The sequence below is a fragment of the Agromyces sp. NSFZ genome (genome assembly GCF_056156205.1).
This window is the reverse complement of the sequence record NZ_CM149585.1, coordinates 3,373,219-3,396,389: the sequence shown is the minus strand read 5'-3', so window position 1 is coordinate 3,396,389 and position 23,171 is coordinate 3,373,219. Positions and strand designations below refer to the sequence as shown.

Below are 23,171 nucleotides of genomic sequence, written 5' to 3'. Positions count from 1 at the left end.
GTTCACCGGGCCGGCGGGCTTCCGAGCGTGCCTTCACTCGAACACGACGGTACGTGGACCCGTGAGCATCACGCGGTCCTCCGCGTGCCAGCGGATCGCTCGCGTGAGCACCCGGCGTTCGACGTCACGACCGATCTTCACGAGATCGTCCTCGAGCATGCGGTGCGAGATCCGCACGACGTCCTGCTCGATGATCGGGCCTTCGTCGAGGTCCGCAGTCACGTAGTGGGCGGTCGCGCCCACCAGCTTGACCCCGCGATCGTAGGCCTGGTGATACGGTTTCGCGCCCTTGAAGCCGGGGAGGAACGAGTGGTGGATGTTGATGATCCGGCCGGGATAACGGCTGCAGAACCCGTCGCTCAGGATCTGCATGTAGCGGGCGAGGACGATGAAGTCGGTGCCGGTCGCGGCCACGAGGTCGTGCAGCTGCCGCTCGCGCTCGGCCTTGGTGTCGGGGGTGATCGGCAGCAGATGGAACGGGATGCCGTTGGCCTCGACGATCGGCCGGAGCTTCTCGTGGTTCGAGACGACCCCGGTGATCTCGATCGGGAGGTCGCCGGAGGACCAGTGGTAGAGGATGTCCAACAGGCAGTGGTCGGCCGTGCTCACCATGAGCATGACCCGGCGCAGGTCCGATCGTCTCCGAAGGGAGATCTCGGGGTCGAACCTGGCCAGGTCGTTCCGCAGCCGCTCGCCGAAGTGCTCGTGCTGTTCCGACGGGACGTCGACCTCCATCCGCAGCGTGAAGGTTCCGCTCCGCTCGTGCGCGTACTGGGCGCTGTCGACGATGTTGCCGCCGACCCCGAGGATCGCCTGCGACACCGTGGCGACGATGCCCGGCCGGTCGAGGCAGTGCACGGTCAGGACGTACGCGACCGCGGTCGTCGCCTCGGGCATCAGGAGCGCACCTTCAGCCGCTGCGGGTCGTACACCGGGGTGTCCACGATCTCCGCCGTGACGGTCCTCCCGGCCGACGCCTGCACGGTGAGGAGTGTGCCGGGCGCGTGGTGCCCCTTCGCCACGCGAGCGAGGGCGAGGGTGCGTCCGCCGAGGTGCGGCGACGGCACGGCCATCGTGATCCGGCCGACCTCGGCGTCGCCGTCGTGGAGCACGGCGCCGTCGACGTCGTCGGCCGCGGCATCCGTCACGAGGCTGACGACCGTACGTCGTGCCGCGCCCATCGCACGCAATGCGTCGCGGCCGTGGAACGACTGCTTCTCGAGGTCGACCGCCCAGCCCATGCGGCACTCGAACGGCGTGGTCTCGTCGTCGTACTCGAGGCCGCCCATGATGAGGCCGGCCTCCGTGCGCACGATCATCAGCGCGTCGCCGCCGCAGCCCGCCACGGTGGCGTCGCCGCCCGCCGCCACGATCGCGTCCCACAGCTCGACGCCGCGCTCGATCGGCACCATGACCTCGTAGCCGAGTTCGGCGGTGAAGCCCATGCGGTTGAGGTGGGCGGGGATGCCGGCCAGTTCGATCCCGGTCTGGAAGGTGTAGTACGGGAACGCCTCGTTGCTGAGGTCGGCGGTCGTCAGCCGCTGCAGGATCTCCCGGCTCTTCGGGCCCTGCACCGAGAGCGTCGCGAGCGTGTCACGGAGCTCGACCAGCTCGAGCCCCGGGGTGAGGTAGCGGCGGATGACGTCCTCGACCTCGAGGTTGCCCCCGGTGATGCGCACCCGGTCGGGACCGTAGACGAGCACGGTGCAGTCGTCGAGCATCATGCCCGCGTCGTCGACGATCACCCCGTATGCGATGCTGCCGGGGCGCAGTGCGCTGACGTCCCGGCTGAAGATCTCGTTGAGGGCGTCGAGGGCGCCGACGCCGATGATCTCCCACTTCGGCAGCATCGAGAAGTCGAGCAGCCCTGCGCCCGTGCGGATGGCACGGTACTCCAGCTCCGTACCGGCGACGCGGTTCGGTGTCGCCTGTCCCGCGACCTCCGTCCACTCGTCGTCGGTCAGGTCGGTGGGGACCCGATCGGCGAACGGGCAGGGTTTCAGGGCGGCGGGCATGGGCATTCGAGGATCCTCCTGGGAGTCGGTCGAGCAGGTGTTCTCTTCCACGAGCAGATGTTTATTACAAGACTATGTATGTACGCGTAAAAGAACAAATGCCGAATCCGGGGTGCTGCGGCGACCGGTGGTGGCAATGGGAGAAGCCCCCGGCAAGCCAGGGGCTCACCGGGGGCTTCGGAGTGCGGCTATCCGCTCATGCCGTCACGGGCAGGAGTCGGGCGCCCCCTGGCTCTTCGGCGGGTTGACCGTGCAGTCGTCCTGCAGGTCCTGAGGCTCGGGGCTCTTGTTGGTGGTGTTGCCCTGGGTCTCAGTGGTTTCGGTCGAGCCGACACCGGCCTGGTTGTTGCCAGGCCCCTCGAACGTCGTGCACGTCACCGTTCCCTGGACGCGATCACAGTTCTCGGGAAGTGGCGCCGCCACCGCGCCCATCGCCGACGCGCCGACCAGGAAGCCGGTGAGTGCGAGCGTTGCGAGCATCTTCCGCATGATTCCCCCCTTCGGAATCCACCGGGCATCGTCGCCCGGCTCAGCGGGAACGCGGCTGCGCCCCCGCTCCTCGCGTACGGAGGCAAGGTCGCGTCGAAGGGGAATTCGGGTTGGCGCTCGCTTCAGAACGCGAGGATTCCTCGAAGAATATGCTCGCGGGCGACAGGCGACAAGGCCCCCGTGCGAGGGACCTGCATCCCTCTCGCCGTAGGCACTCAGCGGGGTCTCACCACCCGCTGCGCGTCGGCGTGTGCCCCTCGCGGGCGTCGTCGGGCATGGTCATCTCGGCGCGCAGCCCGAGCAGGCGGATCGGCCGCCCCGCCTCGATCTTCTCGGCCAGCTCGAGCGCCCGGGCGGTGACGACCTCGGGGTCGCCGGTCTCGGGGATCTTCCGCTGCATCGTCTTCGTGATGAATGGCGCGTAGCGCACCTTGAGGGTCAGGCCGATCACGGGTCGACCCTCGGTCGCGACGTCCTCGAGCACCTTGGCCGCCAGTTCCCGCACCGCGGCCACGATCTCGCCCGGCTCGACCAGGTCCTGCTGGAACGTGGTCTCCCGGCTGTGCCCCCGTGCCACCCACGGCGTGTCGTCGACGATGCGGGCTCCCTCGCCACGGCCGAGCAGGCCGTACCACGGACCCATTCTTGGCCCGAACTCGCTGATGAGCACCGCGGGGTCGGCAGTGGCGAGCTCTGCGACCGTCATGATGCCATGCCGCGCGAGGCGTGCCGAGATCTTCGAGCCCACGCCCCAGAGCTCGATGGTCGGCCGATCGCCCATGACCTCGAGCCAGTTCGACGCGGTGAGCCGGAAGACCCCGCGCGGCTTGCCGAAACCCGTGGCGACCTTCGCCCGTACGAGCGTGTCGCCGATGCCGACGCTGCAGTGCAGCCCGGTGCGGTCATGCACGGCGTGCTGCAGCTGCCTGGCATAGCCCTCGGGGTCGTCGGTGGCCACGCCGATGAACGCCTCGTCCCAGCCCAGCACCTGCACGGTGGCGCCCGGTCGTCCGCGCAGGGTCGCCATGACCTCGGCGGAAGCCGCGGTGTACGCCTCGTGGTCGACCGGCAGGATGACGGCATCGGGCACCTTACGGGCGGCGATGCGCAGCGGCATCCCCGAACCGACGCCGAACTCGCGCGCCTCGTAGGAGGCGGTGGAGACCACGGCCCGCTCGGCCGGGTCGCCTCGGCCGCCGACGATCAGCGGCTTCCCCGCGAGTTCCGGATGCCGCAGCACCTCGACGGCCGCGATGAACTGATCGAGGTCGACGTGCAGCACCCAATTCTCCCCGGGGAGGCTCACGCGACCAGTCTGCACCGCGAGCGCCCGATCTGGTGCGCATACTGCTGAATCTCAGGGCTCGGCAAGGGGTTGCGGCAGATTCTCAGGTTGTGGTTCTCTGAGTCACCCCCGAAGTGGGGCCCCCAACGAAAGAAGGAGCACACAATGGGTTTCCTTGCATTTCTGATCCTCGGCCTGATCGCCGGTGCCATCGCCAAGCTCATCCTGCCCGGAAAGCAGGGTGGCGGCTGGCTGGTGACGCTGCTGCTCGGTGTCGTGGGCGCCATCCTCGGCGGCTGGCTCGGTAGCCTGCTCTTCGGCGTCGGCCTCGAGGAGTTCTGGGACCTGAGCACCTGGCTGCTCGCGATCGCCGGTGCGATCATCGTGCTGCTCATCTGGGGTCTCGTCACGCGGAACCGGACCCGCACCACCTGATCCGGGAACACCACGCGTCGAGCGGATGGCGGGACTCCCGCCATCCGCTCGATGGCGTTCGGGGCACAGGCAGCCGCAGTCAGCCCTCGGCGAGCTCGACGAAGCGCCGGAGCATCCGCTGCGGTTCGGTGACGGATGCCGCGGCGAGCCGCTCGCTCACCGCGCGCAGTTCGCTCGCCGGGAAGTAGCCGTGGTGCCGGTACACCTGGGCACGCGCCACGAAGTCGTTCGCCGACACCTCCGGATGGAACTGCGTCGCGTAGACGCGACGGCCCACCCGGTACACCTGCACGGGACATGCGGCGGAGGACGCGAGCAGCACCGCGTCGGCCGGGAGCCGTTCGGTCGCCTCCTTGTGCCCCACGAGCGCGTCGAACCGCTCGGGCAGGATGCCCGTGAGCGGGTCGGCGAGACCCTCGGCGCTGAGCGTGATCTCGACTGCGGCCGCCTGCTCGCCGTGAAGGGTGCCGACGTGGCCGCCGAGCACTCGCGTGAGCACGCCGATGCCGTAGCACGTGAACAGCAGCGGGTGATCGCGTGCGAGCGCAGCCTCGGCCAGGCGCGCGAGGTCGGACTCGACGCGGCGTTGCACCGCGTGCTTGTGCGCATCGGGCGTGGTCACGTTGTAGGGGCTGCCGCCGACGACGATGCCCGAGAACTCCTCGAGCCGCACGTCGCCGAGCGCCTCCGCATCGAGCCGCAGGTGTTCGAGGCGGGACGCGTCGACGCCCATCGCCCGGCGCACGGACTCGTACTCGGGCCCGACGGCCTCGATCTCGGGGCGTGCCGAGAGGAACAGGTAGGGCTTCATCGCCCGCGGCCGCGCTTGCGCACCGGTCGTCCACGTCGAGCGGATGCCCCGCGCCGGGCACTCTGCTCACTGCCCGCGGGTTTCGCGCGCTGGCCCGATTGCGCGGCTCCTGACGCGGTGGATGCCTCGGGGCCGGCCGCCGCACCGCGGGAACTGCGCGGGGTGCGCCCGCGCACCACGGCCACGAACTCCTGCACGTCGGCGTCGTCGCGCTCGACCCGCCAGACGAGCGCGATGCGCGTGGTCGGGGCATCCGTCACCGGAACGGCGACGACATCGCGACGGTGGTGCAGCCGCGCGACGCCGTGGGGGAGCAGCGCGTGGCCCGTGCCGGCCGCGACGAGCTCGACCGTCATGGCCGAATCGGGCTGCACGGGGGCGAGCGTCTCACCGTCGAGATCGGCCAGCGTGACCGACTCGGCCTCGGCGAGCGGATGACCCGCCGGCAGCACCGCCACCGTGCGCTCCTCCCACAGCGGGATCAGGTGCAGGCCCTCGGCCTCGACGGGAAGGCGCACGAATGCGACGTCCGCGTCGCCGGCGAGGAGCTCGTCGAGCTGCACGGGCTCCTCGACCCGGGCGGCCTCGATGGGCAGGTCGGGCCGACGTTCGGCCCAGGCCCGCAGCCACTTGGCGGGACTCACCCCGGCGACGTAGCGGAGCCTCAGGACCATCCGTTCAGGCTATCGGCTACGGTGTCAGGGTGAGCCAGAGCCAGTCGATGAAGCCCGAGACCGCCGCGAAGAAGCTCGGCATCCTGCTCGAGGCCGCGCCCGCGGAGTTCCGCGAGGGCGTCGTCACGAGGGACGAGCTCACCGCACTCCAGGCCGATCCGCCCGAGTGGCTGCAGGTGCTCCGCCGCGAGGGGCCGCACCCGCGCGGCGTCGTCGCCGCGAAGCTCGGCGTCTCGAACTCCGGACTCGCCCGCGGCGGCGTCACCGAGCCGCTCACCACGGCGCAGATCAAGTCGCTCCTCGCCGCCCCGCCCGAGTGGCTCGTGCAGGAGCGGGCCACGCAGGCCGCCGTGCGCGCCGAGAAGCGGCGGGTCGCCGAGCGCGACGCCGCCAGGGCCGCGAAGGGCGGCGGCGGGGTCTAGTTCCGCGCGCCGTCGCCGCGGACCGCCCGCGGACCGCCCCGGCATCGAGAAGTCGCGGATGCAGGGTGGAACCGTGCATCTGCGACCGTTCGACTCCGGACGGAACCGGCGGCCGACCCTCCGATTGCGGGAGGACCGCCCCGGCATCGAGAAGTCGCGGATGCAGGGTGGAACCGTGCATCTGCGACCGTTCGACTCCGGGAGGACACGCGGCCGCGTCGTTCCCGGGCCGGCGCCACCGTGCTCAGGCCGCGCGCGAGTACCGCGCGCGCAGGAACGCCGCGACGTCGGCGAGTTCCCGCTCGGCGATCGAATGCGCGAGTCCCTCGTAGATGCGCTCGTCGAGGTCGGAATGCCCGGGCAGCCACTCCTGCGTGAAGGTGACGTAGTCGGGGGAGATGACGCCGTCGGCCGTGCCGCGGCCCCAGAACACGGGTGTCGCGAGCTCCGCGAGCCGGGGGTCGCCCTCGCGCTCGCCGGGAAGCGCGAACCCCGAGAGGTTCACCGCGAAGGCGAAGCGCTCGGGTGCGCGCCGCAGGAGCTCGAGCGCCATGGCGCCGCCCTGCGAGAACCCGAGCAGGCCGACGGCGGTGGCGTCGGGCGCCGTGCGGTCGAGCCAGGCCAGGATCGCGTCGGTCGAGGCATCCGCCGCCGCGAGTGCGAGTTCGCGGCCCTCGGCGAGCAGCGGGAACCACGCGTGACCGTACCCCGTGAAGATCGGCGCGCGCAGTGACGCGATCGCTGGCTCGAGCGGCAGGTACGGCGCCAAGCCGAAGAGATCGCCCTCGTTCGAGTTGTAGCCGTGCAGCAGCACGAGCAACGGCCGCCCCTCGCGATCGGCCTCCGAGGCCGACCAGATCACGGCCTGATCATCGACGCGCAGGTCGGGCATGGGTCCTCCAGTCCGGGCGGCGGATGCCACGAGCCGGCCGTCCGCGTTCATGCCCGTGTTCGAGCGTACCCGCCGATTCCGTGGGCTCAGCCGCCCCGTGGGGCAGAATCGAGGCATGAGCGTGCGCACTCCCGACCCCGATTGGACGCCCGACGACGAGCCCGTCGCGCGACCGCCGGTGAATCCGGGCTGGTTGAGCGACCTCGAGCTCGCCGAGATCCGCGGACGGTTGCCGCTGCTCTACGTCGAGGCGGTGCCCGTGCGCGTCGACGGGCTCGGGCAGGTCACCGAGGTCGGCGTGCTCCTGCGCGCGAACGCGCTCGGCGAGATGACGCGCACGCTCGTGTCGGGGCGCGTCATGTACGGCGAGACCCTGCGCGATGCGCTGTTCCGCCACCTCGAGAAGGACCTCGGGCCGATGGCGTTCCCGCTGCTGCCCGCGAGCCCCGTGCCCTTCACGGTGGCCGAGTACTTCCCGCTGCCCGGTCTGTCCCCGTTCACCGACGAACGCCAGCACGCCGTGTCGCTCGCCTACGTGGTGCCCGTGACGGGCACCTGCGAACCGCGTCAGGACGCCCTCGAGGTCACCTGGATGACCCCCGCCGAGGCGGTGTCCCCCGGCGTGGCCGCCGAGATGGAGGGCGGAAGGGGGCTGCTGCTGAAGCAGGCCCTCGCCTCGGTCGGCGCCCTCCGCTAGCGCCGGGCGACACTCGGCCCGCCCGATCCGCCTGCGCCGATTGGTTCCGTTCCCGCGCGGGGTGCCCGCTCCGCGGGCAACACTGCGCGGGAACGGAACCAATCGGCGAGCGTCAGGCGAGGCCGAGCGTGTCGAGGAACAGGCGCGCGATCCGCTCGCCGTCGACCTCGAGCGCGACCTCCACGCTCGTCCATTCGTCGGGGCGCGCCTGCACCATGCTCTCCCCGCGGCCGAGCTCGCGGAGGTCGACGAGCGTCTGCCCGCGTCCGTAGCCGGCGAGCTCGACCCGCACCGGCCGCACCTCGGTGCGCAGCGCGAGCGGGTCGACGAGCGAGCACACGGCGCCCGCATCGCCGATGAGGCCCGTGTACTCGGCGCGTTCGTCCTCGGAGAGTGCGACGCGATGGCCGAGCAACGTGCCGACGACCCGCCCGAGCGCGTCGTCGCCGTGCTCGAGCGCCACCGCGACCTGGTGGTCGACGGCCACGCGGTTGAAGACGTCGAGCCCGTACATGTAGGCGGGCACGTTCGAGTCGAGCACGATGGCCGCCGCCTCGGGGTCGTGCCACACGTTGAACTCGGCGACGGCGGTGGCGTTTCCGACGCTCGCCGATCCGCCCATGAAGACGATGCGCTCGAGGTTGCCGGCGACCTCGGGATACGTGCGCAGCAGCAGGGCGAGGTTCGTCTGCGGGGCCAGCGCCACGAGGGTCACCGGCGTCGGGTGCTCGAGGATGAGGCGCCGCATGAGCTGCACCGCGCTCTCCCCGACGGCCTGGCGCCGGGTCGGCGGGAGCACGAGGTCGCCGAGCCCGGCGGGTCCATGCACGTGACGAGCCGCCCGCGGCGGCTCGAGCAGGGGCCTGACGGCGCCGGCCGCGACCGGAAGATCCTCGGGTGCGTCCGCGGCGTCGAGGATGCGCAACGTGTTGTCGACGACCTGCGCGAGCGGTGCGTTGCCGGCCACGCACGAGATGCCGAGGACGTCGATCCCCGGATGCCTCACGGCGAACAGGATGGCCATGGCATCGTCGACGCCCGTGTCGACGTCGAGCACGATGGGGATCGGCATACGGCAAGCGTATTGGACGCCGGAAGACGGACTGCCGGCCGGCGCCCATGCCCTCGGGTGCGGTCGGGCCGATTACGCAGGCCCCGTGCAGCGTAATCGCAACGTAGTCGGGCTGATCCGGGGCATCCGCTCGGCTGCTCCGCTTCCTACCGTCGTAGCCATGACTGCACACCATGACTCCTCGCTGCCGCGCGCCACGCGCCACGGCAGCCGTGAACCCGGCCGCACGCGGCCCAGCGCGCGGGCGATCCGCCGCGCGCTCATCCCGGTGATCGCCGCGCCCGTCGCGCTGTCGCTCACCGGATGCATCCAACTCCCCCTCGGAGGGCAGAGCGGAGGCGCCGTCTCGTTCGACGGCGTGCAGTCCGCCACCATCCAGATCGAGGCCGTCGGCACCTTCGTCGATCCCTCCGAGGGGGGCTACGAGGCCGCGGGGCGCGGCTCGGGCTTCCTCATCGCCGACTCCGGCATCGCCGTGACGAACAACCACGTCGTGACCGGCGCCGGCACCATCAAGGTGTGGCGCGGCGGCGACACCACCGAGGAGATCGGCGCCAAGGTGCTCGGCACCTCGGAGTGCCTCGACCTCGCCGTGATCGAACTGGAGGGCGACGGCTACCCGTACCTCGGCTGGCACAAGGGCGACATCGGCACCGCGACCGACGTCTACGCCGCCGGCTTCCCGCTCGGCGACCCGACGTTCACCATGACGCGCGGCATCGTGTCGAAGGCGTCGACCGACGGCGAGACGCCGTGGGCGTCGATCGACAACGTCATCGAGCACGACGCCCGCATCCGCGGCGGCAATTCGGGCGGCCCCCTGGTCGACGCCGACGGCGCGGTCGTGGGGGTCAACTACGCCGGCAACGACGCGCTCGACTACAACTACGCCATCCACCGCGACGAGGTCACCGATGCGGTGAAGAAGATGCGCGAGGGCGAGGACGTGCTGAGCCTCGGCATCAACGGCACCGCGCTGCAGGACGAGGAGGGCAATGGACTCGGCATCTGGGTGAACTCCGTGAAGTCGGGTTCCTCGGCCGACAAGGCCGGCGTCGAGCCCGGCGACCTGCTCACCCGCATGGAGGGCGTGAGCCTCGGCCTGAACGGCACCATGACCGAGTACTGCGACGTGCTGCGCACCCACGGACACGACGCCACGCTCTCGGTCGAGCTCTACCGCCCGGCGGAGGAGGCCTACTACCGCGGCCAGTTCAACGGCGACGAGCAACTCGAGCCGGTGAGCGTGATCGCCGATGCGACCGGCACGACGAGCTCGAGCGCCTCCGCGGGCGAGTTCGTCACCGTCACCGACGACTCCGGCGTCGTGATCGTCGAGGTCCCGGCCAACTGGTCGCAGGTCGACGGCGCGCCGTTCACCGACAACGCCGGCAACGAGTTCGTGGGCGTGCAGGCGAGCACGAACCTCGCCGAGTTCGAGAGCACCTGGAACGTGCCGGGGGTGGCCATCTACGCCTCCCAGTCGGCGGTGGCCACCACGACCCCCGAGGCGCTGCACGAGCTCATGACCTCGTCGATGGCCACCGACGGTTGCCAGCAGGCCGACGCCGACAGCTACGACGACGGCTACCACCTCGGCGTGTACAGCTACTGGACGGACTGCGGCGGCGTGGGCACCTCGGCCGTCGTGGTCGCGGCGAATTCGGTGGCCGGCGACTACATCATCCTGGTCAGCGCCCAGGCGGCGACCGATGCCGACATCGCGGCGATCGACCGGGTCCTGGCGAGCTTCGTCGCGGTCTTCTGACCCGAAGACCACCCACGACGAGCGGATGCTCCGGGCACGCGCCCGGGGCATCCGCTTCGCCGTATCCCGCGAAGGTGGGACAGCGCCGCGGCCGAGTGCACCCCTAGACTCGCGCGGTGACCACCGCGAAGGACCCTGCTCCTCTCGCCGTCGACCTCCTCGGGCGCCTCGTCGTCCGCGTCGACGGCGCCGACGTGTCTCTCAGGGGTGAGATCGCCCGCGGCATCGTCGCCCGGCTCGCCCTCGCCGCCGGCGACGCGGTGCCCACGGGAGAGCTCGTCCGCGCGCTCTGGGCGGAGCCGACCGACACCGCCCCGGTCTCGGTGCGTGTGAACGTGTCGAAGCTCCGCGCCGGTGCATTCGGGCCGCGGCTCTCGGGCGGCCGCGGCGGGTACCGGCTCGACGTCGACCCCGAGCAGGTCGACGTGCTGCGCCTGCGGCGAGCGATCGGCGAACTGCGTGCGGCGGTGGCATCCGGTCTTCCCGATCCCGGCCTGCTCGACCGCCTCGACTTCGCCGACGTGCTCTGGGGCGACGAGCCGCTCACCGACCACGCCGAGCTGCCGTTCGCGATCGAACTGCGGGCGGAGCTGGCGCAGGAGCGGCGATTCGCCGGGCAGGAACTCGCGGCGCTGCAACTCGAGCGCGGGGAGTTCCCCGCGGCCCTGGCGGCGATCGCGGTACTGCGGGCGCGTACTCCGCTGGCCGAGGAACCCGTGCGCCTCGAGGCGCTCGCGCTCGCCGGAGCGGGGCGCACGAGCGAAGCGCTCGGGGCCATCGACGGGTTCCGCGAGCTGCTCGCCGACGAGCTCGGCCTCGAGCTGCCGCCGGCACTCGCCGAACTCCGGATGTCGGTGCTGCGCGCCGATCCCGCGCTGATGCCGGGCGGCCGGCAACGCGACCGCGTCGAGCGGCACGGGATTCCGTTGCCGCTGACCCGGCTGGTCGGCCGCATCGACGTGCTCGAGGCGATCGCCGAGGCACGGCGCAATGCGCGTCTCGTGACTCTCGTCGGCCCCGGCGGAGTGGGCAAGACCCGGATGGCCGTCGAGAGCGCCCGCCGTACCGGCCGCGAGTTCGACGACGTGCAGTGGATGGTCGACCTGGCGTCGATCCCGGCGGGTGCGGACGTCGTCGGCCCGGTGGCCCATGCGGTCGGAGCGATGGTCCAGGATCTCGACGGCATCGTGCGCCGCTTGGACGGTCAGCGAGCGCTCATCGTGCTCGACAACGCCGAGCACGTGCTCGACGGGTGCCGGGCGCTCGCCAGGGGCCTGCTCGAGCGATGCGAAGGACTCGCCGTGCTCGTCACCAGCCGCGAGCCGCTCGGGATCGCCGGCGAACGCCTCGTGCCGGTGCCGGTCTTCGCCGGCGCCACCGCCGACGACGCCGTCGAGCTGTTCGCCGAGCGTGCCGCCGATGCACGCCCCGGGTTCATGGTCGACGCCGGCAACCGCGACGCCGTGCGCTCGCTCTGCGCGGCCCTCGACGGCATGCCGCTCGCCTTGGAACTGGCCGCCGCACGACTCGGCGTCATGGACCTCACCCAGCTGGCGGGCTCCGTACTCGACTCCGCCGTGTCGCGACCGACGGGCGACCGGCACGCGAGCCTCGTCGACGCCATCGCCTGGAGCGTGAACCTGCTCGACCCGGCCGAGCACGAACTGCTCGCCCAGCTCGCCCGGTTCGCGGGCACCTTCGACTTCGCGGATGTCGCCGCCGTCTGCGTGGTGCACGGAGACGACCCGGTCGCCGTGGCGGTGCGACTCGCGCAGCAGTCGCTGCTCGCGGTCGTCGAACGCGACGGCCGGTCTCGTCGCTACCGCATGCTGGAGTCCGTGAAGGCGCACGTCAGGTCGAGGCATCCGCTCTCCGAGGTCGAGGCTGACGCCTGGTCGGCGAGGCACGTCGCGTGGTACGCGGATCTCGCCGATCGGCTCGCGTCGGAGCTGCGGGGACACGAACGACGTGCGGTGCGCGACCTGTTCCTCGCGTCGTATCCCGACTTCCGGCTCGCGCTCGACGCGGCAGTGAGCGCCGGCGACCGCGAGGCCGCCCTGCGCATCTCGGGCGGTCAGTCCGAGCACTGGATGCGCGAGGGGCTCCTCGTCGACGGGCGCGCCGACGTCGAACGCGCGCTCGCGGTCGACGGGGACGCCGACCCGGGCGTCGAGGCCAGGGCGCTCTTCGGCGTCGCGCTGCTCGCGTACCAGGGCGGCGCCTTCGAGGCCGCCGTCGCGTATGCGGACCGCGGCCTCGCGGCCGCCGACGCCGCCGGCGACGTGGACACGCGGGCCGCACTGTCGGCGTACATGGCCTACGGCCAGTGCCTTCGCGGCGACGCGGCGGTCGCGCAGGCACTCGTGGCGCAGGCCGAGTCGCTGCCCGACTCGGCGGCTCCGTGGGCACGCTGCACCGTCCTCTTCTGCGTCGGGCAGGCGCACCGCACGCTCGGCAATCCCGCCAAGGCGCTCGAGGCCCTGCATGCCTCGCGCGCGCTCGCGGTGCGCATCGGCTACGCCTGGGTCGCGGGCTCGGCGACGTATCTCATCGGCAAGGTGCTCGTGGACGTGGGTCGTGCGCAGGATGCGATCGACGTGCTCGTCCCGGGCATCATCGCCGTCCTCGAGGACGGCGAGACACTCGGGGCGCTGGCGCTGCTCCACCTGGTGGGGGGCGCGTGCGCGCTCCTCGAACGGCACGCCGACGGTGCCGTGATCCACGCCGCGGTCGACCGCATCGGGGCCCGCTACGACTACAACCCCGTGGTGTCCGAGGGTCCCGACGCCGAGGTCCATCGGCGACGCATCGCCGAGGCGCTGACGCCTCGGGAGCGCGCACGGGCCGCGGCGGTGGGGTCGGGCTTCGACGTCGCGGAACTCCTCGGGTTCGTGCGCACGCTGGCGGTGCAATCCGCGGCCGCGTGATCACACGCGTAACCGGGAGGTAATCGGTGCGTCCATCGGTCGGTCGGCACGGCGGACGGATCGCAGGATCGTGGCATGACTCGATCCCTTCCTCGCCATCGCGGGCGCCTCAAGCGCGCTCCCATCTTCGCCGTCGCCGGAGCCGCCGCCATCGGGCTCGCGGTGCCCGCGGTCATGGCCGCCGCCGCAGTGGCCGCCGAGCCCGAGGGGCCCGACACGACGCCGCCGCTGCTCAACACGAGCATCCTCGCGCCTGCGCCGAGCGGATGGCACCACGGCGACCCGGGCTACCGGGCGCACGCCATCGAGCGCGGCGGCTCGGAGGTGGACAGTATCTCGTACTCGATCGACGGCGGTCCGGTCGTCATCGAGCACGACGACCAGATCGCGATCGACATGTCGGCCGAGGGCGTGCACGAGATCGAGATCTGGACCATCGACACCGCCGGGAACGAGTCGTTCCACCAGCGCCACACGGTGAAGGTCGACACCGTGGCGCCGACGATCACGCTGCCCACGGCCACCGTGTTCACGGTCGGCCAGAATGCGGTGTTCACGTATGTCTGCGACGACGCGATCTCGGGCGTGACGTCCTGCGACGCGGACGTGCCGAACAAGGAGCGGCTCCGAACCGACACCCCCGGCGAGTACGTCGTGCACGTCGCGGCGTCGGATGCGGCCGGCCACGTGACGAACGCCGAGTACCGGTACACCGTGGTCGGGTCCGATGACACGCCTCCCGCCGTGGAGCTGCGCCTCGCCCCCGAACCGGCCTCCGGCTGGTACCGGAGCCACCTGGGCGCCGCGGTCGTCGCGTCCGATGCATCGGGCATCGCCTCCGTGCACTACGTCACCGACGGCGCGGTCTCGTCGAACGGTGACGTCGTCGGCGAGCCCGAGGCGACGTTCGACCTCGACGTCGACGGTGTCACCGAGATCACGTACTGGGCGATCGACATCGCCGGCAACAGCTCGGAGCGCCGCACCTCGACGGTGCGCATCGACACCGTGGTCCCGCGCATCGACATCGCGTCGCCCGCACTGCCCAATCCGCTCGCCGAGAGCGAGTTCGAGGTCGAGCAGGGCGAGGTCGTGCCGCTCGAGTTCGAGTGCGTCGACGCGCACTCCGGCATCGAATCCTGCGGTGCCTCCGACAACCGGCCGGCGACCGCCGCACTGAGCGCGCTGCCGACCGACGAGCTCGGCGAGCAGTCGGTGAATCTCGCGGCGCGCGACAACGCCGGCAACGTCACGACGACGCAGATCGTGTACACCGTGGTCGAGGCGAGCGACGAGACGCCCGGTGGCGCCGACGGCGGCGACCAGGATGGCGCCGGCGCACCAGCCGCACCGGCCGCGCCCGCCTCCTCGGGCGACCGGGCCACCGGCCTCGCCGACACCGGATTCCCGCTGCTTCCCGCGGTGATGCTGGCCGGCGGCCTCGTCGTCGCCGGCGGGATCGTCCTGACGGCACGGTCCGTGGCCCGCGCCCGGCGCTGAACCGGCACCGGCGCTCCCTCGAACGCGGGGGAGCGCCGGTCGACCCGGCACGCCTAGAATCACGCGGTGACCACCGCGAAGGACCCTACTCCTCTCGCCGTCGAACTCCTCGGGCGCCTCGTCGTCCGCGTCGACGGCGCCGATCTGCCCCTCCGGGGTGAGATCGCCCGGGGCATCGTCGGCCGGCTCGCCCTCGCCGCAGGCGACGCGGTGTCGACCGAGGAGCTCGTCCGCTCGCTCTGGGCGGAGCCGACCGACACCGCCTCCGTGTCGGTGCGCGTGAACGTGTCGAAGCTGCGAGCCGGACCGCTCGGGCCCTGGCTCTCGGGCGGGCGCGGCGGATACCGGCTCGACGTCGGCCCCGCGCAGGTCGACGTGCTGCGCCTTCGAGGCGCGATCCGCGAATTGCGCGCCGCCGTGGCATCCGGCCTCCCCGACCCCGGCCTGCTCAACCGACTCGACTTCGCCGACGTGCTCTGGGGCGGCGATCCCGTCACCGACCTCGCCGACCTGCCGTTCGCGGTCGAACTCCGGGCGGAGCTGGCGGAGGAGCGACGATTCGCGGGGCAGGAACTGGCCGCACTGCACCTCGAACGCGGCGACTTCCAGACCGCCCTCGCCGGCATCGCCGTGCTCCGGTCGCGCACCCCGCTGGCCGAGGAGCCCGTACGGCTCGAGGCGCTCGCGCTCGCGGGCGCGGGGCGCACGAGCGAGGCCCTCGGCGCCATCGACGCGTTCCGCGACGTGCTCGCCGATGAGCTCGGCCTCGAGCTTCCGCCGGCACTCGCCGAACTGCGGACGTCGGTGCTGCGGGCCGATCGGTCGGTCATCGCGCCCGCTCGCCGCCGGACCCACGTCGAGCGGCACGGCATCCCGCTGCCGCTGACCCGGCTGGTCGGTCGGCTCGACGTGCTCGAGGCGATCGCCGAGGCGCGCACCGGTGCCCGGCTGGTGACCCTGGTCGGCCCCGGCGGCGTCGGCAAGACGCGACTGGCCATCGAGAGCGCGCGCCGCAGCGGCCGCGAACTCGATGAGGAGCAGTGGATGGTCGACCTCGCCGCGGTGCCCGAGGGTGCGGGAGTCGTCGCGGCCGCAGCCGACGCGGTCGGTGCGACGAGCCACGACGCCGACGCCATCGTGCGGCGGCTCGACGGGCGTCGCGCGCTCGTCGTGCTCGACAACGCCGAGCACGTGCTCGACGAGTGCCGCGCGCTCACGCGCCGTCTGCTCGAGCGGTGCGAGGGGCTGGCGGTGCTCGTCACGAGCCGGGAGCCGCTCTGCATCCCCGGAGAGCGCCTCGTCCCGGTCGCGCCGTTCGGCGGCGCCACCGCCGACGACGCGGTCGAGCTGTTCGCGGAACGCGCCGCCGACGCGCGCCCCGGCTTCGTGCTCGACGACACCAACCTCGACGACGTGCGGTCGCTCTGCGCCGCCCTCGACGGCGTGCCGCTCGCGCTCGAGCTCGCGGCCGCGCGGCTCGGCGTCATGGAGATCGATCGGCTCGTGCACTCCATGCTCGGATCCGCGGCCGCAGCGGCCGAGCCGCGCGGCGGACGGCACTCGAGTCTCAACGCCGCGATCGGCTGGAGCATCGACCTGCTCGACGAGGCCGAGCTCGAGCTGCTCGCACAACTGGCGTGGTTCGCCGGCACCTTCGATCTCGCGGATGTCGCGGCCGTCTGCACCGTCCACGGCGACGACCCCGTCGCCGCGGGCGCCCGCCTGGCCCAGCAGTCGCTCCTCGCCGTCGTCGAGCGCGAGGGTCGGCCCCGCCGCTACCGCGTGCTCGAGTCCGTCAAGGCGTTCGTCAGGGCGAGGCATCCGCTCGGCGCGGCGGATGCCGCGGCCTGGCGTGCACGGCACGCCGCTTGGTACGCCGACCTCGCCGATCGATTCGGGCCCGAGATCCGCGGCCACGAACGCCACGCCGCGCGCGACGAGCTGATCGCCGCGGCGCCCGACCTCCGGCTGGCGCTCGACACCGCCATCGACGCCGGTGACCGGGAGACGGCGCTTCGGATCGCCGGTGGGCAGGCCGAACACTGGATGCGCGAGGGTCGACTCGTCGACGGTCGCGCCGAGGTGGCTCGGGCGCTCGCCGTGCCCGGCGTGGCGGATCCCGCCGTCGAGGCCCGCGCGCTCCTCGGCGTCGCGCTGCTCGCCTTCCAGAGCGGCGGTGTCGAGGCGGCCCTCCCGTACGCCGAACCGGCCCTCGCCGCAGCCCGGGCGGCCGGTGACGTCGATCGACAGGCGGTGCTGCTCGGCTACTCCGCCTACGGACGGAGCTTGCTCGGCGACCAGGAGGCCGCCGAGTCGCTCGTCGCGCAGGCCGAGGCCCTGCTCGGTTCCGTCGCACCATGGGTGCAGTGCTCGGTCCTGCTCTGCGAGGGCCAGGCGCTGCGGAGCCTGGGGCGGCCGGCGCAGGCGCTCGAGGCGCTGCACTCGGCCCGCTCGGTGGCCCTGCGCACGGGATACGAGTGGATCGCGAGCTCGGCCACGTACCTGACCGGCAAGGTGCTCGTCGACGTGCGGCGCGGGAGGGACGCCATCGCGGTGCTCGTGCCGGGCATCGGGGAGGCGCTGGACGAGGGGCATCCGACGAGCGCGCTCGCGCTCTCGCACCTCGTCGGCGGCGCGTGCGCACTCCTCGAGCGACACTACGATGGGGCCGTGATCTTCGCCGCGGTCGACCGGCTCGGCGCCCGCTACGACTACAACCCGGTCATCGCCGAGGGCGCCGACGTCGAGGTGCACCGGCAGCGGGTCGCCGAGGCGCTCACGCCCCGCGAGCGCGCCCAGGCCATGGCCGTCGGATCGAGGCTCGACCTGGCCGGGCTGTACGAGTTCACGAGCACGCTGACGGCACGCGCGGCCGCCTGACGGGTTCCACCGAGGGAACCCGTCTGGCACCGAACCCGTCGGGCGTCGGCGCCGCGCTGCTAGCGGACCAGGCGCACCTCGAGGATCTCCTCGCCGAGGAAGGGCTGCAGCTGCTCGGCGCCGTCGGCGACGAAGCCGTTGCGCTTGTAGAACGCGTGCGCGCGGGGATTGTCCTTGGCGACCCAGAGGTAGCCGGGGCGGTCGCCGCACGCCGCGTCGAAGAGCTTCTGGCCGATGCCGGTGCCGTGGTACGCGTGGAGCAGGTAGATGAAGTAGAGCTCGCGTTCGCGGGGCGGGTTGTCATCGCGAGCGGGCCCCGAGCCGACGAACCCGACGATCTCGCCGTCGACGAGGGCCGCGTACTGGTTGTACTCCTCGCCCCGTGCGGCCATGTGCGTCCAGAGCTCCGCCATGCGTCGCGGTGACAGGTTCTCGAAGGCGGCCGCGCTGATCAGGTGGTCGTAGGTCTCGTGCCAGCAGGTGGCGTGAACCCGACCCAGCGCCTCCACATCCGAGTCGCGGATGGGACGGACGACGACATCGGCAACAACTTCGGTGCTCATGTCACGAGGCTAAGCCAGCACGCGCGAGAGGCGAAATCGAGCGCGACGCACGGCGCCGCCGCGCGGCCATCGCCGGGACCAAACGCTTCCGCATGATGGAAGCGTTCGTTGAGCGCGCCGTCGGCTGTTGCCACTATTCACGGGTCGGCAGCGGCGAACGATCGTCGGGCCGCCGGGCTATCGCCGACGAGCCGACGACCGCGCTCGACGCCACCGTGCAGCGCAAGGTCCTGAACACGCTCGACGAGACGGTCACCACCCTCGGCACCTCGCTGATCCTCATCTCGCACGACCTGGCGGTGGTCGCGAGCATGACCGACACCATCTCCGTGATGCACGCGGGTCGCGTCGTCGAATCCGGGCCGTCCCGGCAGGTGCTCACCGCGCCGCGGCACCTCTACACCCAGGCCCTGCTGCGCAGCGTCCGCAGCCTCACCGACGACGGCGTGGACCTGTGGTCCATCACCCCCGAGCTGCGCCGCGAGATCGACGCCCTCGTGACGGACGGAGCGAACGCATGATCCAGGTCGAGCACGCGTCGAAGGTGTTCCGGTCGCGGCGCGGCGGGCAGGACGTCGCCGCCGTGGTCGACGCCGACCTCACCGCCCGGCCCGGCGAGTTCGTCGCGATCGTCGGCGAGAGCGGGTCCGGCAAGAGCACGCTCGCCCGGATGCTCCTGGGGCTCATCCCCGCGACATCCGGAAGCATCGAGGTCGACGGCGTCGACATCGCGCACATGAACGCCGCCCAGCGCAAGGGCTACCGGCGTACCGTGCAGGCCGTGCTCCAGGACCCGTCCGGCTCGCTGAACCCCCGCAAGACCGTCGGTCGCACCATCGGCGAGATCGTCACGCTGCACGGCATCGCCAGGGGGCGCGACGAGGTCTACGCCAAGGTCATCGAGGCGCTTGAGCTGGTCGGACTGACGCCCGCGGAATCCTTCGTCCACCGGTTCCCGCAGGAGCTCAGCGGCGGCCAACGCCAGCGAGTGCTGATCGCCAGGGCGATCGTCCTGGGGCCGCGGTCTGGTACGTCATGCGGCATGCCCAACGGCACATGGATCGCGGGGCATCCATGGTCACCATCTCGTCGGCGGCCGCGGAAGGACGCGGGCCGGGGCTGCCCTACTCCTTCGGCAAGGCCGCGCTCGAGAAGCTCACGTCAGGGGCGGCGGGAAGCCTCGCAGCACGGGGCATCCGCGTGAACCGCGTACGGGTCGGCATGATCTGGGGCGCGTTCGCCGCGCGCGGCATGTCGGAGGAGCAGCGCAGCCTGCGTGCGAACAACGTGCTGCTGCAGACCGAAGGCAACAACTGGGACATCGCGCGTGCGGCGTTCTTCCTCCTCACCGACCAGGCGCGGTGGATCACCGGGCAGACGATCACGGTCGATGGAGGCGGCTTCCGCATGACCGGCAACAGCGGTGCGGCCGGCTCGAGCCTCGCCGCGACGCGCCGTGTCTCGGGGATAACCCCGGGTCGGCGTTCAGGGGCACCGCTGCCCGCCCCCGGTGGTACCCCGGTGCTGCCGTATACGCCCCCGGCCATACGTTCGTGCACATGTCTGAGAACCTCACCAAGTTCGGCGCGCTCGCGGGCGCCACTGCCGTCGCCGCGATGCTCGCGGGCTGCGTCTCCACCGGCTCCGCCGACCGCCCCGTCGGCTTCGACGGCGTGCAGTCCGCCACCATCCAGCTCGAAGCCGTCGGCACGTTCGTCTCGCCGGAGGAGGGCGGCTACGAGGCCGCCGGCCGCGGCTCCGGCTTCCTCATCACCTCCGACGGGCTCGCCGTCACGAACAACCACGTCGTGACGGGCGCGGGCACCCTCAAGGTGTGGCGTGGCGGCGACACCACGAACGAGCTCAGCGCCAAGGTGCTCGGCTCTTCGGAGTGCCTCGACCTCGCCGTCGTGCAGCTCGAGAAGGGCAGCTATCCCTTCATGGACTGGCGCAGGGGCGAGATCGAGACCGCGCTCGACGTGTATGCCGCCGGCTTCCCGCTCGGCGACCCGACGTTCACCGAGACCAAGGGCATCGTCTCCAAGGCGAGCACGAGCGGCGAGACGCCGTGGGCCTCGATCGACGGTGTCATCGAGCACGATGCGCGCATCCGCGGCGGCAACTCGGGTGGCCCGCTGGTCGACCCGCAGGGTGCGCTCGTGGGCGTCAACTACGCCGGCAACGACGAGCTCGACTACAACTACGCGATCCACCGCGACGCCGTGCTCGACGTCATCGGCGACCTCGTCGACGGCGAGGACGTGCTGAGCCTCGGCATCAACGGCGAGGCGCTTGTCGGCGAAGACGGCGTCGGACTCGGCATCTGGGTGAACTCGGTGAAGTCGGGCTCGTCCGCCGACGCGGCGGGCGTCGAGCCCGGCGACCTGCTCACCCGCATGGAGGGCGTGAGCCTCGCCACCGAGGGCACCATGAAGGAGTACTGCGACGTGCTGCGCACGCATGGGCAGGACGCGACCCTCGCGGTCGAGCTCTACCGCCCGGCCGAGGACGCGTACTACCGCGGCCAGTTCAACGGTGACGCGCTCACGGCCGTGCCGGTCGTCGGCGGCGGCACCGACGAGCCTGCTTCCGGCGAATACGTGAGCGTCACCGACGACTCCGGCTCGATCACCCTCGAGGTGCCGGCGTCGTGGGCCCAGGTCGACGGCTCCGCGGTCACCGACGAGAACGGCATCACCTGGCAACAGGTCTCGGCGGCACCCGACCTCGCCGGGTACCAGGGCACGTGGGGCACGCCGGGCGTCACGGTCTACGCGTCGCAGGCCGCGGCCTGGATGGCTCCGGATGCCGCGGCCGACCTCATCACGGGCGACCTCGCCGCACAGGGCTGCGTCTCGACCGGCCGCGAGCCGTTCGACGACGGACTCCACGCCGGCGTCTGGGAGATCTTCACCGGATGCGGCGGCAGCGCGACCTACGTCGTCGTCGGCGCCCAGGACTACACGGGCAGCTACTCCGTCATCGTCGCGGCGCAGGCCATCGGCGACGCCGACCTCGACGCCGTCGACCAAGCCCTGGGCACGTTCTACGCGGCGTACTGATCACCTCCGCACGCCTGCCACGGCACGCAGCGCGAAGCCCCGCCGTCGACCATCCGGTCGGCGGCGGGGCTTCGTCGTGTCGAGTGCCGGAAGCTGCGGGCGTCAGCCCTGCGCGCGCCGGTTGGTGCGGGCGCCGCGCGACGGCGAGACGAGGCTGCCCACGCGGAGCGGCTGCTTCGCGGTGGAGCGGCCGGATGCCCCGCCCTTCGACGAGCTCAGGGACCGGCCCGCGCCGGTCGACTGTGCACCACGGCTGTGGCCCGCACCCTGCTTGGGCGCGTGCGCCTTCGCCTCGGCCGGACGACCCGAGCGGTCACGACGCGGCGTCGCGGGCGCGACGTCCGCCTGGCCGGCGCGGCCGCCGCGCGCGGCGCGCTTGCGCTGCGCGTTGGCGCCCTGCGATCGGCCGCCGCCCTGCTGCTGCACCGCGGCCTTCGGCAGCGGCTTCACGAACGGGGCGACCTCGCCCACGAGCGTGGCGACCGCGGGGGAGGTGGGGGTCACCCGCTGCGGCGTGACCGTGATCGCCGCCTTGCGGAGCAGTGTCTTGAGGTCCTGCTTCTGGGCGGGCAGGCAGATCGTGACCACGTCGCCCTCGCTGCCGGCGCGGGCCGTGCGACCCGAGCGGTGCAGGTACGCCTTGTGCTCCATGGGCGGGTCGACGTGGATCACGAGCTCGACGTGGTCGACGTGCACGCCGCGCGCCGCGACATCCGTGGCCACCAGCACCTTCACCGAGCCGTCGCCGAACGCGGCGAGGTTGCGGTCGCGCTGCGGCTGCGACAGGTTGCCGTGCAGGTCGACCGCGGGGATGCCCTGCTCGGTGAGCTTCTTCGCGAGCTTCTTCGCGTGGTGCTTGGTGCGCATGAAGAGGATGCGGCGGCCCGTGCCAGACGCGAGCGTCTTCACCAGCTCGTTCTTCTGGTCGACGTCGTCGATCTCGAAGACGTGGTGCGTCATCGCGGCGACCGGGGAGTTCGCCTCGTCGACGGAGTGGAGCACCTCGTTCTGGAGGTACCGCTTCACGAGCTTGTCCACGCCGTTGTCGAGCGTGGCCGAGAACAGCAGGCGCTGTCCGCCGCGCGGGGTCTTGTCGAGGATGCGCGTGACCACCGGGAGGAAGCCGAGGTCGGCCATGTGGTCGGCCTCGTCGAGCACGGTGATCTCGATGGCGTCGAGCGAGAGGAAGCCCTGCTTCATGAGGTCCTCGAGACGGCCCGGGGTGGCGACGACGATGTCGACGCCTGCGCGGAGGGCGGCGACCTGGCGGGTCTGGTTGATGCCGCCGAAGATCGTGGTGACCTTCAGGTCGTACGCGGCCGCGAGCGGCTCGAACGTCTGCGTGATCTGCGTGGCGAGCTCGCGCGTCGGAGCGAGTACGAGGCCGAGCGGACGGCCGGGGCGACGTCGGCCGCCGGCGAGCGAGGTGCCGAGGCGCGCCACCATGGGCAGCGCGAACGCGATGGTCTTGCCCGAGCCGGTCTTGCCGCGGCCGAGCACGTCGCGTCCGGCGAGCGTGTCGGGCAGCGTGTCCACCTGGATCGGGAATGCGGTGGCCTTGCCGTCGGCCGCGAGGGCGGCGACGAGGGGAGCGGGCACGCCGAGCGCGCCGAAGGTGATGTCGGTCATGTTGCCTTTCGGGGGCAGAGCACATCGTCGCGGGTCGAGTGGGCCGCGCC

General features: G+C 72.0%; 19 protein-coding genes and 2 pseudogenes. 11 read left to right on the top strand and 10 right to left on the bottom strand.

All coding sequences use genetic code 11. The features are described from left to right. Positions 1-33: 33 nt before the first annotated feature. From purU to ACVFI9_RS16075, 4 genes are all read right to left on the bottom strand, one after another. Positions 34-897: a formyltetrahydrofolate deformylase gene (gene purU / locus ACVFI9_RS16090; RefSeq protein ID WP_474763192.1), complete on the bottom strand. Its 864-nt coding sequence runs from the start codon at positions 895-897 to the stop codon at positions 34-36. After that, positions 897-2,021 carry an aminomethyl transferase family protein gene (locus ACVFI9_RS16085; protein ID WP_474763191.1) on the bottom strand — a complete coding sequence of 375 codons (1,125 nt, stop codon included), beginning with the start codon at positions 2,019-2,021 and terminating at the stop codon, positions 897-899. Before ACVFI9_RS16085 ends, purU begins: the two co-directional genes overlap by 1 nt. Before the next feature lie 198 nt (positions 2,022-2,219). Beyond that, positions 2,220-2,504 (bottom strand): hypothetical protein, encoded by a 285-nt coding sequence (locus ACVFI9_RS16080; protein WP_474763190.1) that lies wholly within the window; start codon positions 2,502-2,504, stop codon positions 2,220-2,222. Positions 2,505-2,730: 226 nt separating this feature from the next. Next, positions 2,731-3,810, bottom strand: a complete 1,080-nt coding sequence (locus ACVFI9_RS16075; protein WP_474763189.1) for a DNA polymerase IV — start codon at positions 3,808-3,810, stop codon at positions 2,731-2,733. 144 nt (positions 3,811-3,954) lie between these two features. On the opposite strand from ACVFI9_RS16075, the gene ACVFI9_RS16070 reads away from it, so the two are divergent. Further along, on the top strand, positions 3,955-4,224 hold the full coding sequence (locus ACVFI9_RS16070; protein ID WP_474763188.1) for a GlsB/YeaQ/YmgE family stress response membrane protein: 270 nt from the start codon (positions 3,955-3,957) through the stop codon (positions 4,222-4,224). A gap of 79 nt (positions 4,225-4,303) precedes the next feature. On the opposite strand, the gene ACVFI9_RS16065 is transcribed toward ACVFI9_RS16070, so the two are convergent. Both ACVFI9_RS16065 and ACVFI9_RS16060 read right to left on the bottom strand, forming a co-directional pair. Beyond that, positions 4,304-5,035 carry a glutamine amidotransferase gene (locus tag ACVFI9_RS16065; protein ID WP_474763187.1) on the bottom strand — a complete coding sequence of 244 codons (732 nt, stop codon included), beginning with the start codon at positions 5,033-5,035 and terminating at the stop codon, positions 4,304-4,306. Further along, positions 5,032-5,709 (bottom strand): LysR family substrate-binding domain-containing protein, encoded by a 678-nt coding sequence (locus ACVFI9_RS16060; protein WP_474763186.1) that lies wholly within the window; start codon positions 5,707-5,709, stop codon positions 5,032-5,034. Before ACVFI9_RS16060 ends, ACVFI9_RS16065 begins: the two co-directional genes overlap by 4 nt. 47 nt (positions 5,710-5,756) lie before the next feature. Here ACVFI9_RS16060 and ACVFI9_RS16055 point away from each other — a divergent pair, with 47 nt between their 5' ends. Further along, entirely contained in the window at positions 5,757-6,131 is a 375-nt protein-coding gene (locus tag ACVFI9_RS16055) for a DUF5997 family protein (protein WP_474766291.1), read from the top strand. A gap of 244 nt (positions 6,132-6,375) precedes the next feature. Here ACVFI9_RS16055 and ACVFI9_RS16050 read toward each other — a convergent pair whose 3' ends face one another. Beyond that, complete coding sequence (locus tag ACVFI9_RS16050) at positions 6,376-7,074, bottom strand: alpha/beta hydrolase (RefSeq protein ID WP_474763185.1); 699 nt, start codon at positions 7,072-7,074, stop codon at positions 6,376-6,378. Positions 7,075-7,138: 64 nt separating this feature from the next. Here ACVFI9_RS16050 and ACVFI9_RS16045 point away from each other — a divergent pair, with 64 nt between their 5' ends. Beyond that, the gene (locus ACVFI9_RS16045) at positions 7,139-7,720 is read left to right on the top strand and encodes an NUDIX hydrolase family protein (RefSeq protein ID WP_474763184.1); all 582 of its coding nucleotides are present in this window, start codon (positions 7,139-7,141) and stop codon (positions 7,718-7,720) included. A 112-nt stretch (positions 7,721-7,832) separates the two neighbouring features. On the opposite strand, the gene ACVFI9_RS16040 is transcribed toward ACVFI9_RS16045, so the two are convergent. Further along, the gene (locus tag ACVFI9_RS16040; protein ID WP_474763183.1) at positions 7,833-8,792 is read right to left on the bottom strand and encodes a nucleoside hydrolase; all 960 of its coding nucleotides are present in this window, start codon (positions 8,790-8,792) and stop codon (positions 7,833-7,835) included. A 160-nt stretch (positions 8,793-8,952) separates the two neighbouring features. On the opposite strand from ACVFI9_RS16040, the gene ACVFI9_RS16035 reads away from it, so the two are divergent. The 4 genes from ACVFI9_RS16035 to ACVFI9_RS16020 all read left to right on the top strand — a co-directional run bounded on the left by ACVFI9_RS16035 (position 8,953) and on the right by ACVFI9_RS16020 (position 17,867). After that, positions 8,953-10,560, top strand: a complete 1,608-nt coding sequence (locus ACVFI9_RS16035; protein ID WP_474763182.1) for a S1C family serine protease — start codon at positions 8,953-8,955, stop codon at positions 10,558-10,560. Between the two features lie 116 nt (positions 10,561-10,676). Next, positions 10,677-13,487, top strand: coding sequence for a BTAD domain-containing putative transcriptional regulator (locus ACVFI9_RS16030; RefSeq protein WP_474763181.1), 2,811 nt, complete (start codon positions 10,677-10,679; stop codon positions 13,485-13,487). Between the two features lie 75 nt (positions 13,488-13,562). Continuing rightward, on the top strand, positions 13,563-14,987 hold the full coding sequence (locus tag ACVFI9_RS16025; RefSeq protein ID WP_474763180.1) for a hypothetical protein: 1,425 nt from the start codon (positions 13,563-13,565) through the stop codon (positions 14,985-14,987). 66 nt (positions 14,988-15,053) lie between these two features. Continuing rightward, positions 15,054-17,867 (top strand): BTAD domain-containing putative transcriptional regulator, encoded by a 2,814-nt coding sequence (locus ACVFI9_RS16020; RefSeq protein ID WP_474763179.1) that lies wholly within the window; start codon positions 15,054-15,056, stop codon positions 17,865-17,867. Positions 17,868-17,926: 59 nt separating this feature from the next. On the opposite strand, the gene ACVFI9_RS16015 is transcribed toward ACVFI9_RS16020, so the two are convergent. Then, on the bottom strand, positions 17,927-18,430 hold the full coding sequence (locus tag ACVFI9_RS16015) for an N-acetyltransferase family protein (RefSeq protein ID WP_474763178.1): 504 nt from the start codon (positions 18,428-18,430) through the stop codon (positions 17,927-17,929). A gap of 92 nt (positions 18,431-18,522) precedes the next feature. Here ACVFI9_RS16015 and ACVFI9_RS16010 point away from each other — a divergent pair, with 92 nt between their 5' ends. The 4 genes and pseudogenes from ACVFI9_RS16010 to ACVFI9_RS15995 all read left to right on the top strand — a co-directional run bounded on the left by ACVFI9_RS16010 (position 18,523) and on the right by ACVFI9_RS15995 (position 21,492). Continuing rightward, entirely contained in the window at positions 18,523-18,951 is a 429-nt protein-coding gene (locus ACVFI9_RS16010; protein WP_474763177.1) for an ABC transporter ATP-binding protein, read from the top strand. Beyond that, positions 18,948-19,391, top strand: a pseudogene (locus tag ACVFI9_RS16005) (ATP-binding cassette domain-containing protein); the annotation flags it as partial. The gene ACVFI9_RS16010 and the pseudogene ACVFI9_RS16005, both read left to right, overlap by 4 nt. A gap of 74 nt (positions 19,392-19,465) precedes the next feature. After that, positions 19,466-19,768, top strand: a pseudogene (locus ACVFI9_RS16000) (SDR family oxidoreductase); the annotation flags it as partial. A gap of 221 nt (positions 19,769-19,989) precedes the next feature. Further along, complete coding sequence (locus ACVFI9_RS15995; RefSeq protein ID WP_474763176.1) at positions 19,990-21,492, top strand: S1C family serine protease; 1,503 nt, start codon at positions 19,990-19,992, stop codon at positions 21,490-21,492. A gap of 102 nt (positions 21,493-21,594) precedes the next feature. Here ACVFI9_RS15995 and ACVFI9_RS15990 read toward each other — a convergent pair whose 3' ends face one another. After that, positions 21,595-23,121: a DEAD/DEAH box helicase gene (locus ACVFI9_RS15990; RefSeq protein WP_474763175.1), complete on the bottom strand. Its 1,527-nt coding sequence runs from the start codon at positions 23,119-23,121 to the stop codon at positions 21,595-21,597. Between the last annotated feature and the right edge of the window lie 50 nt (positions 23,122-23,171).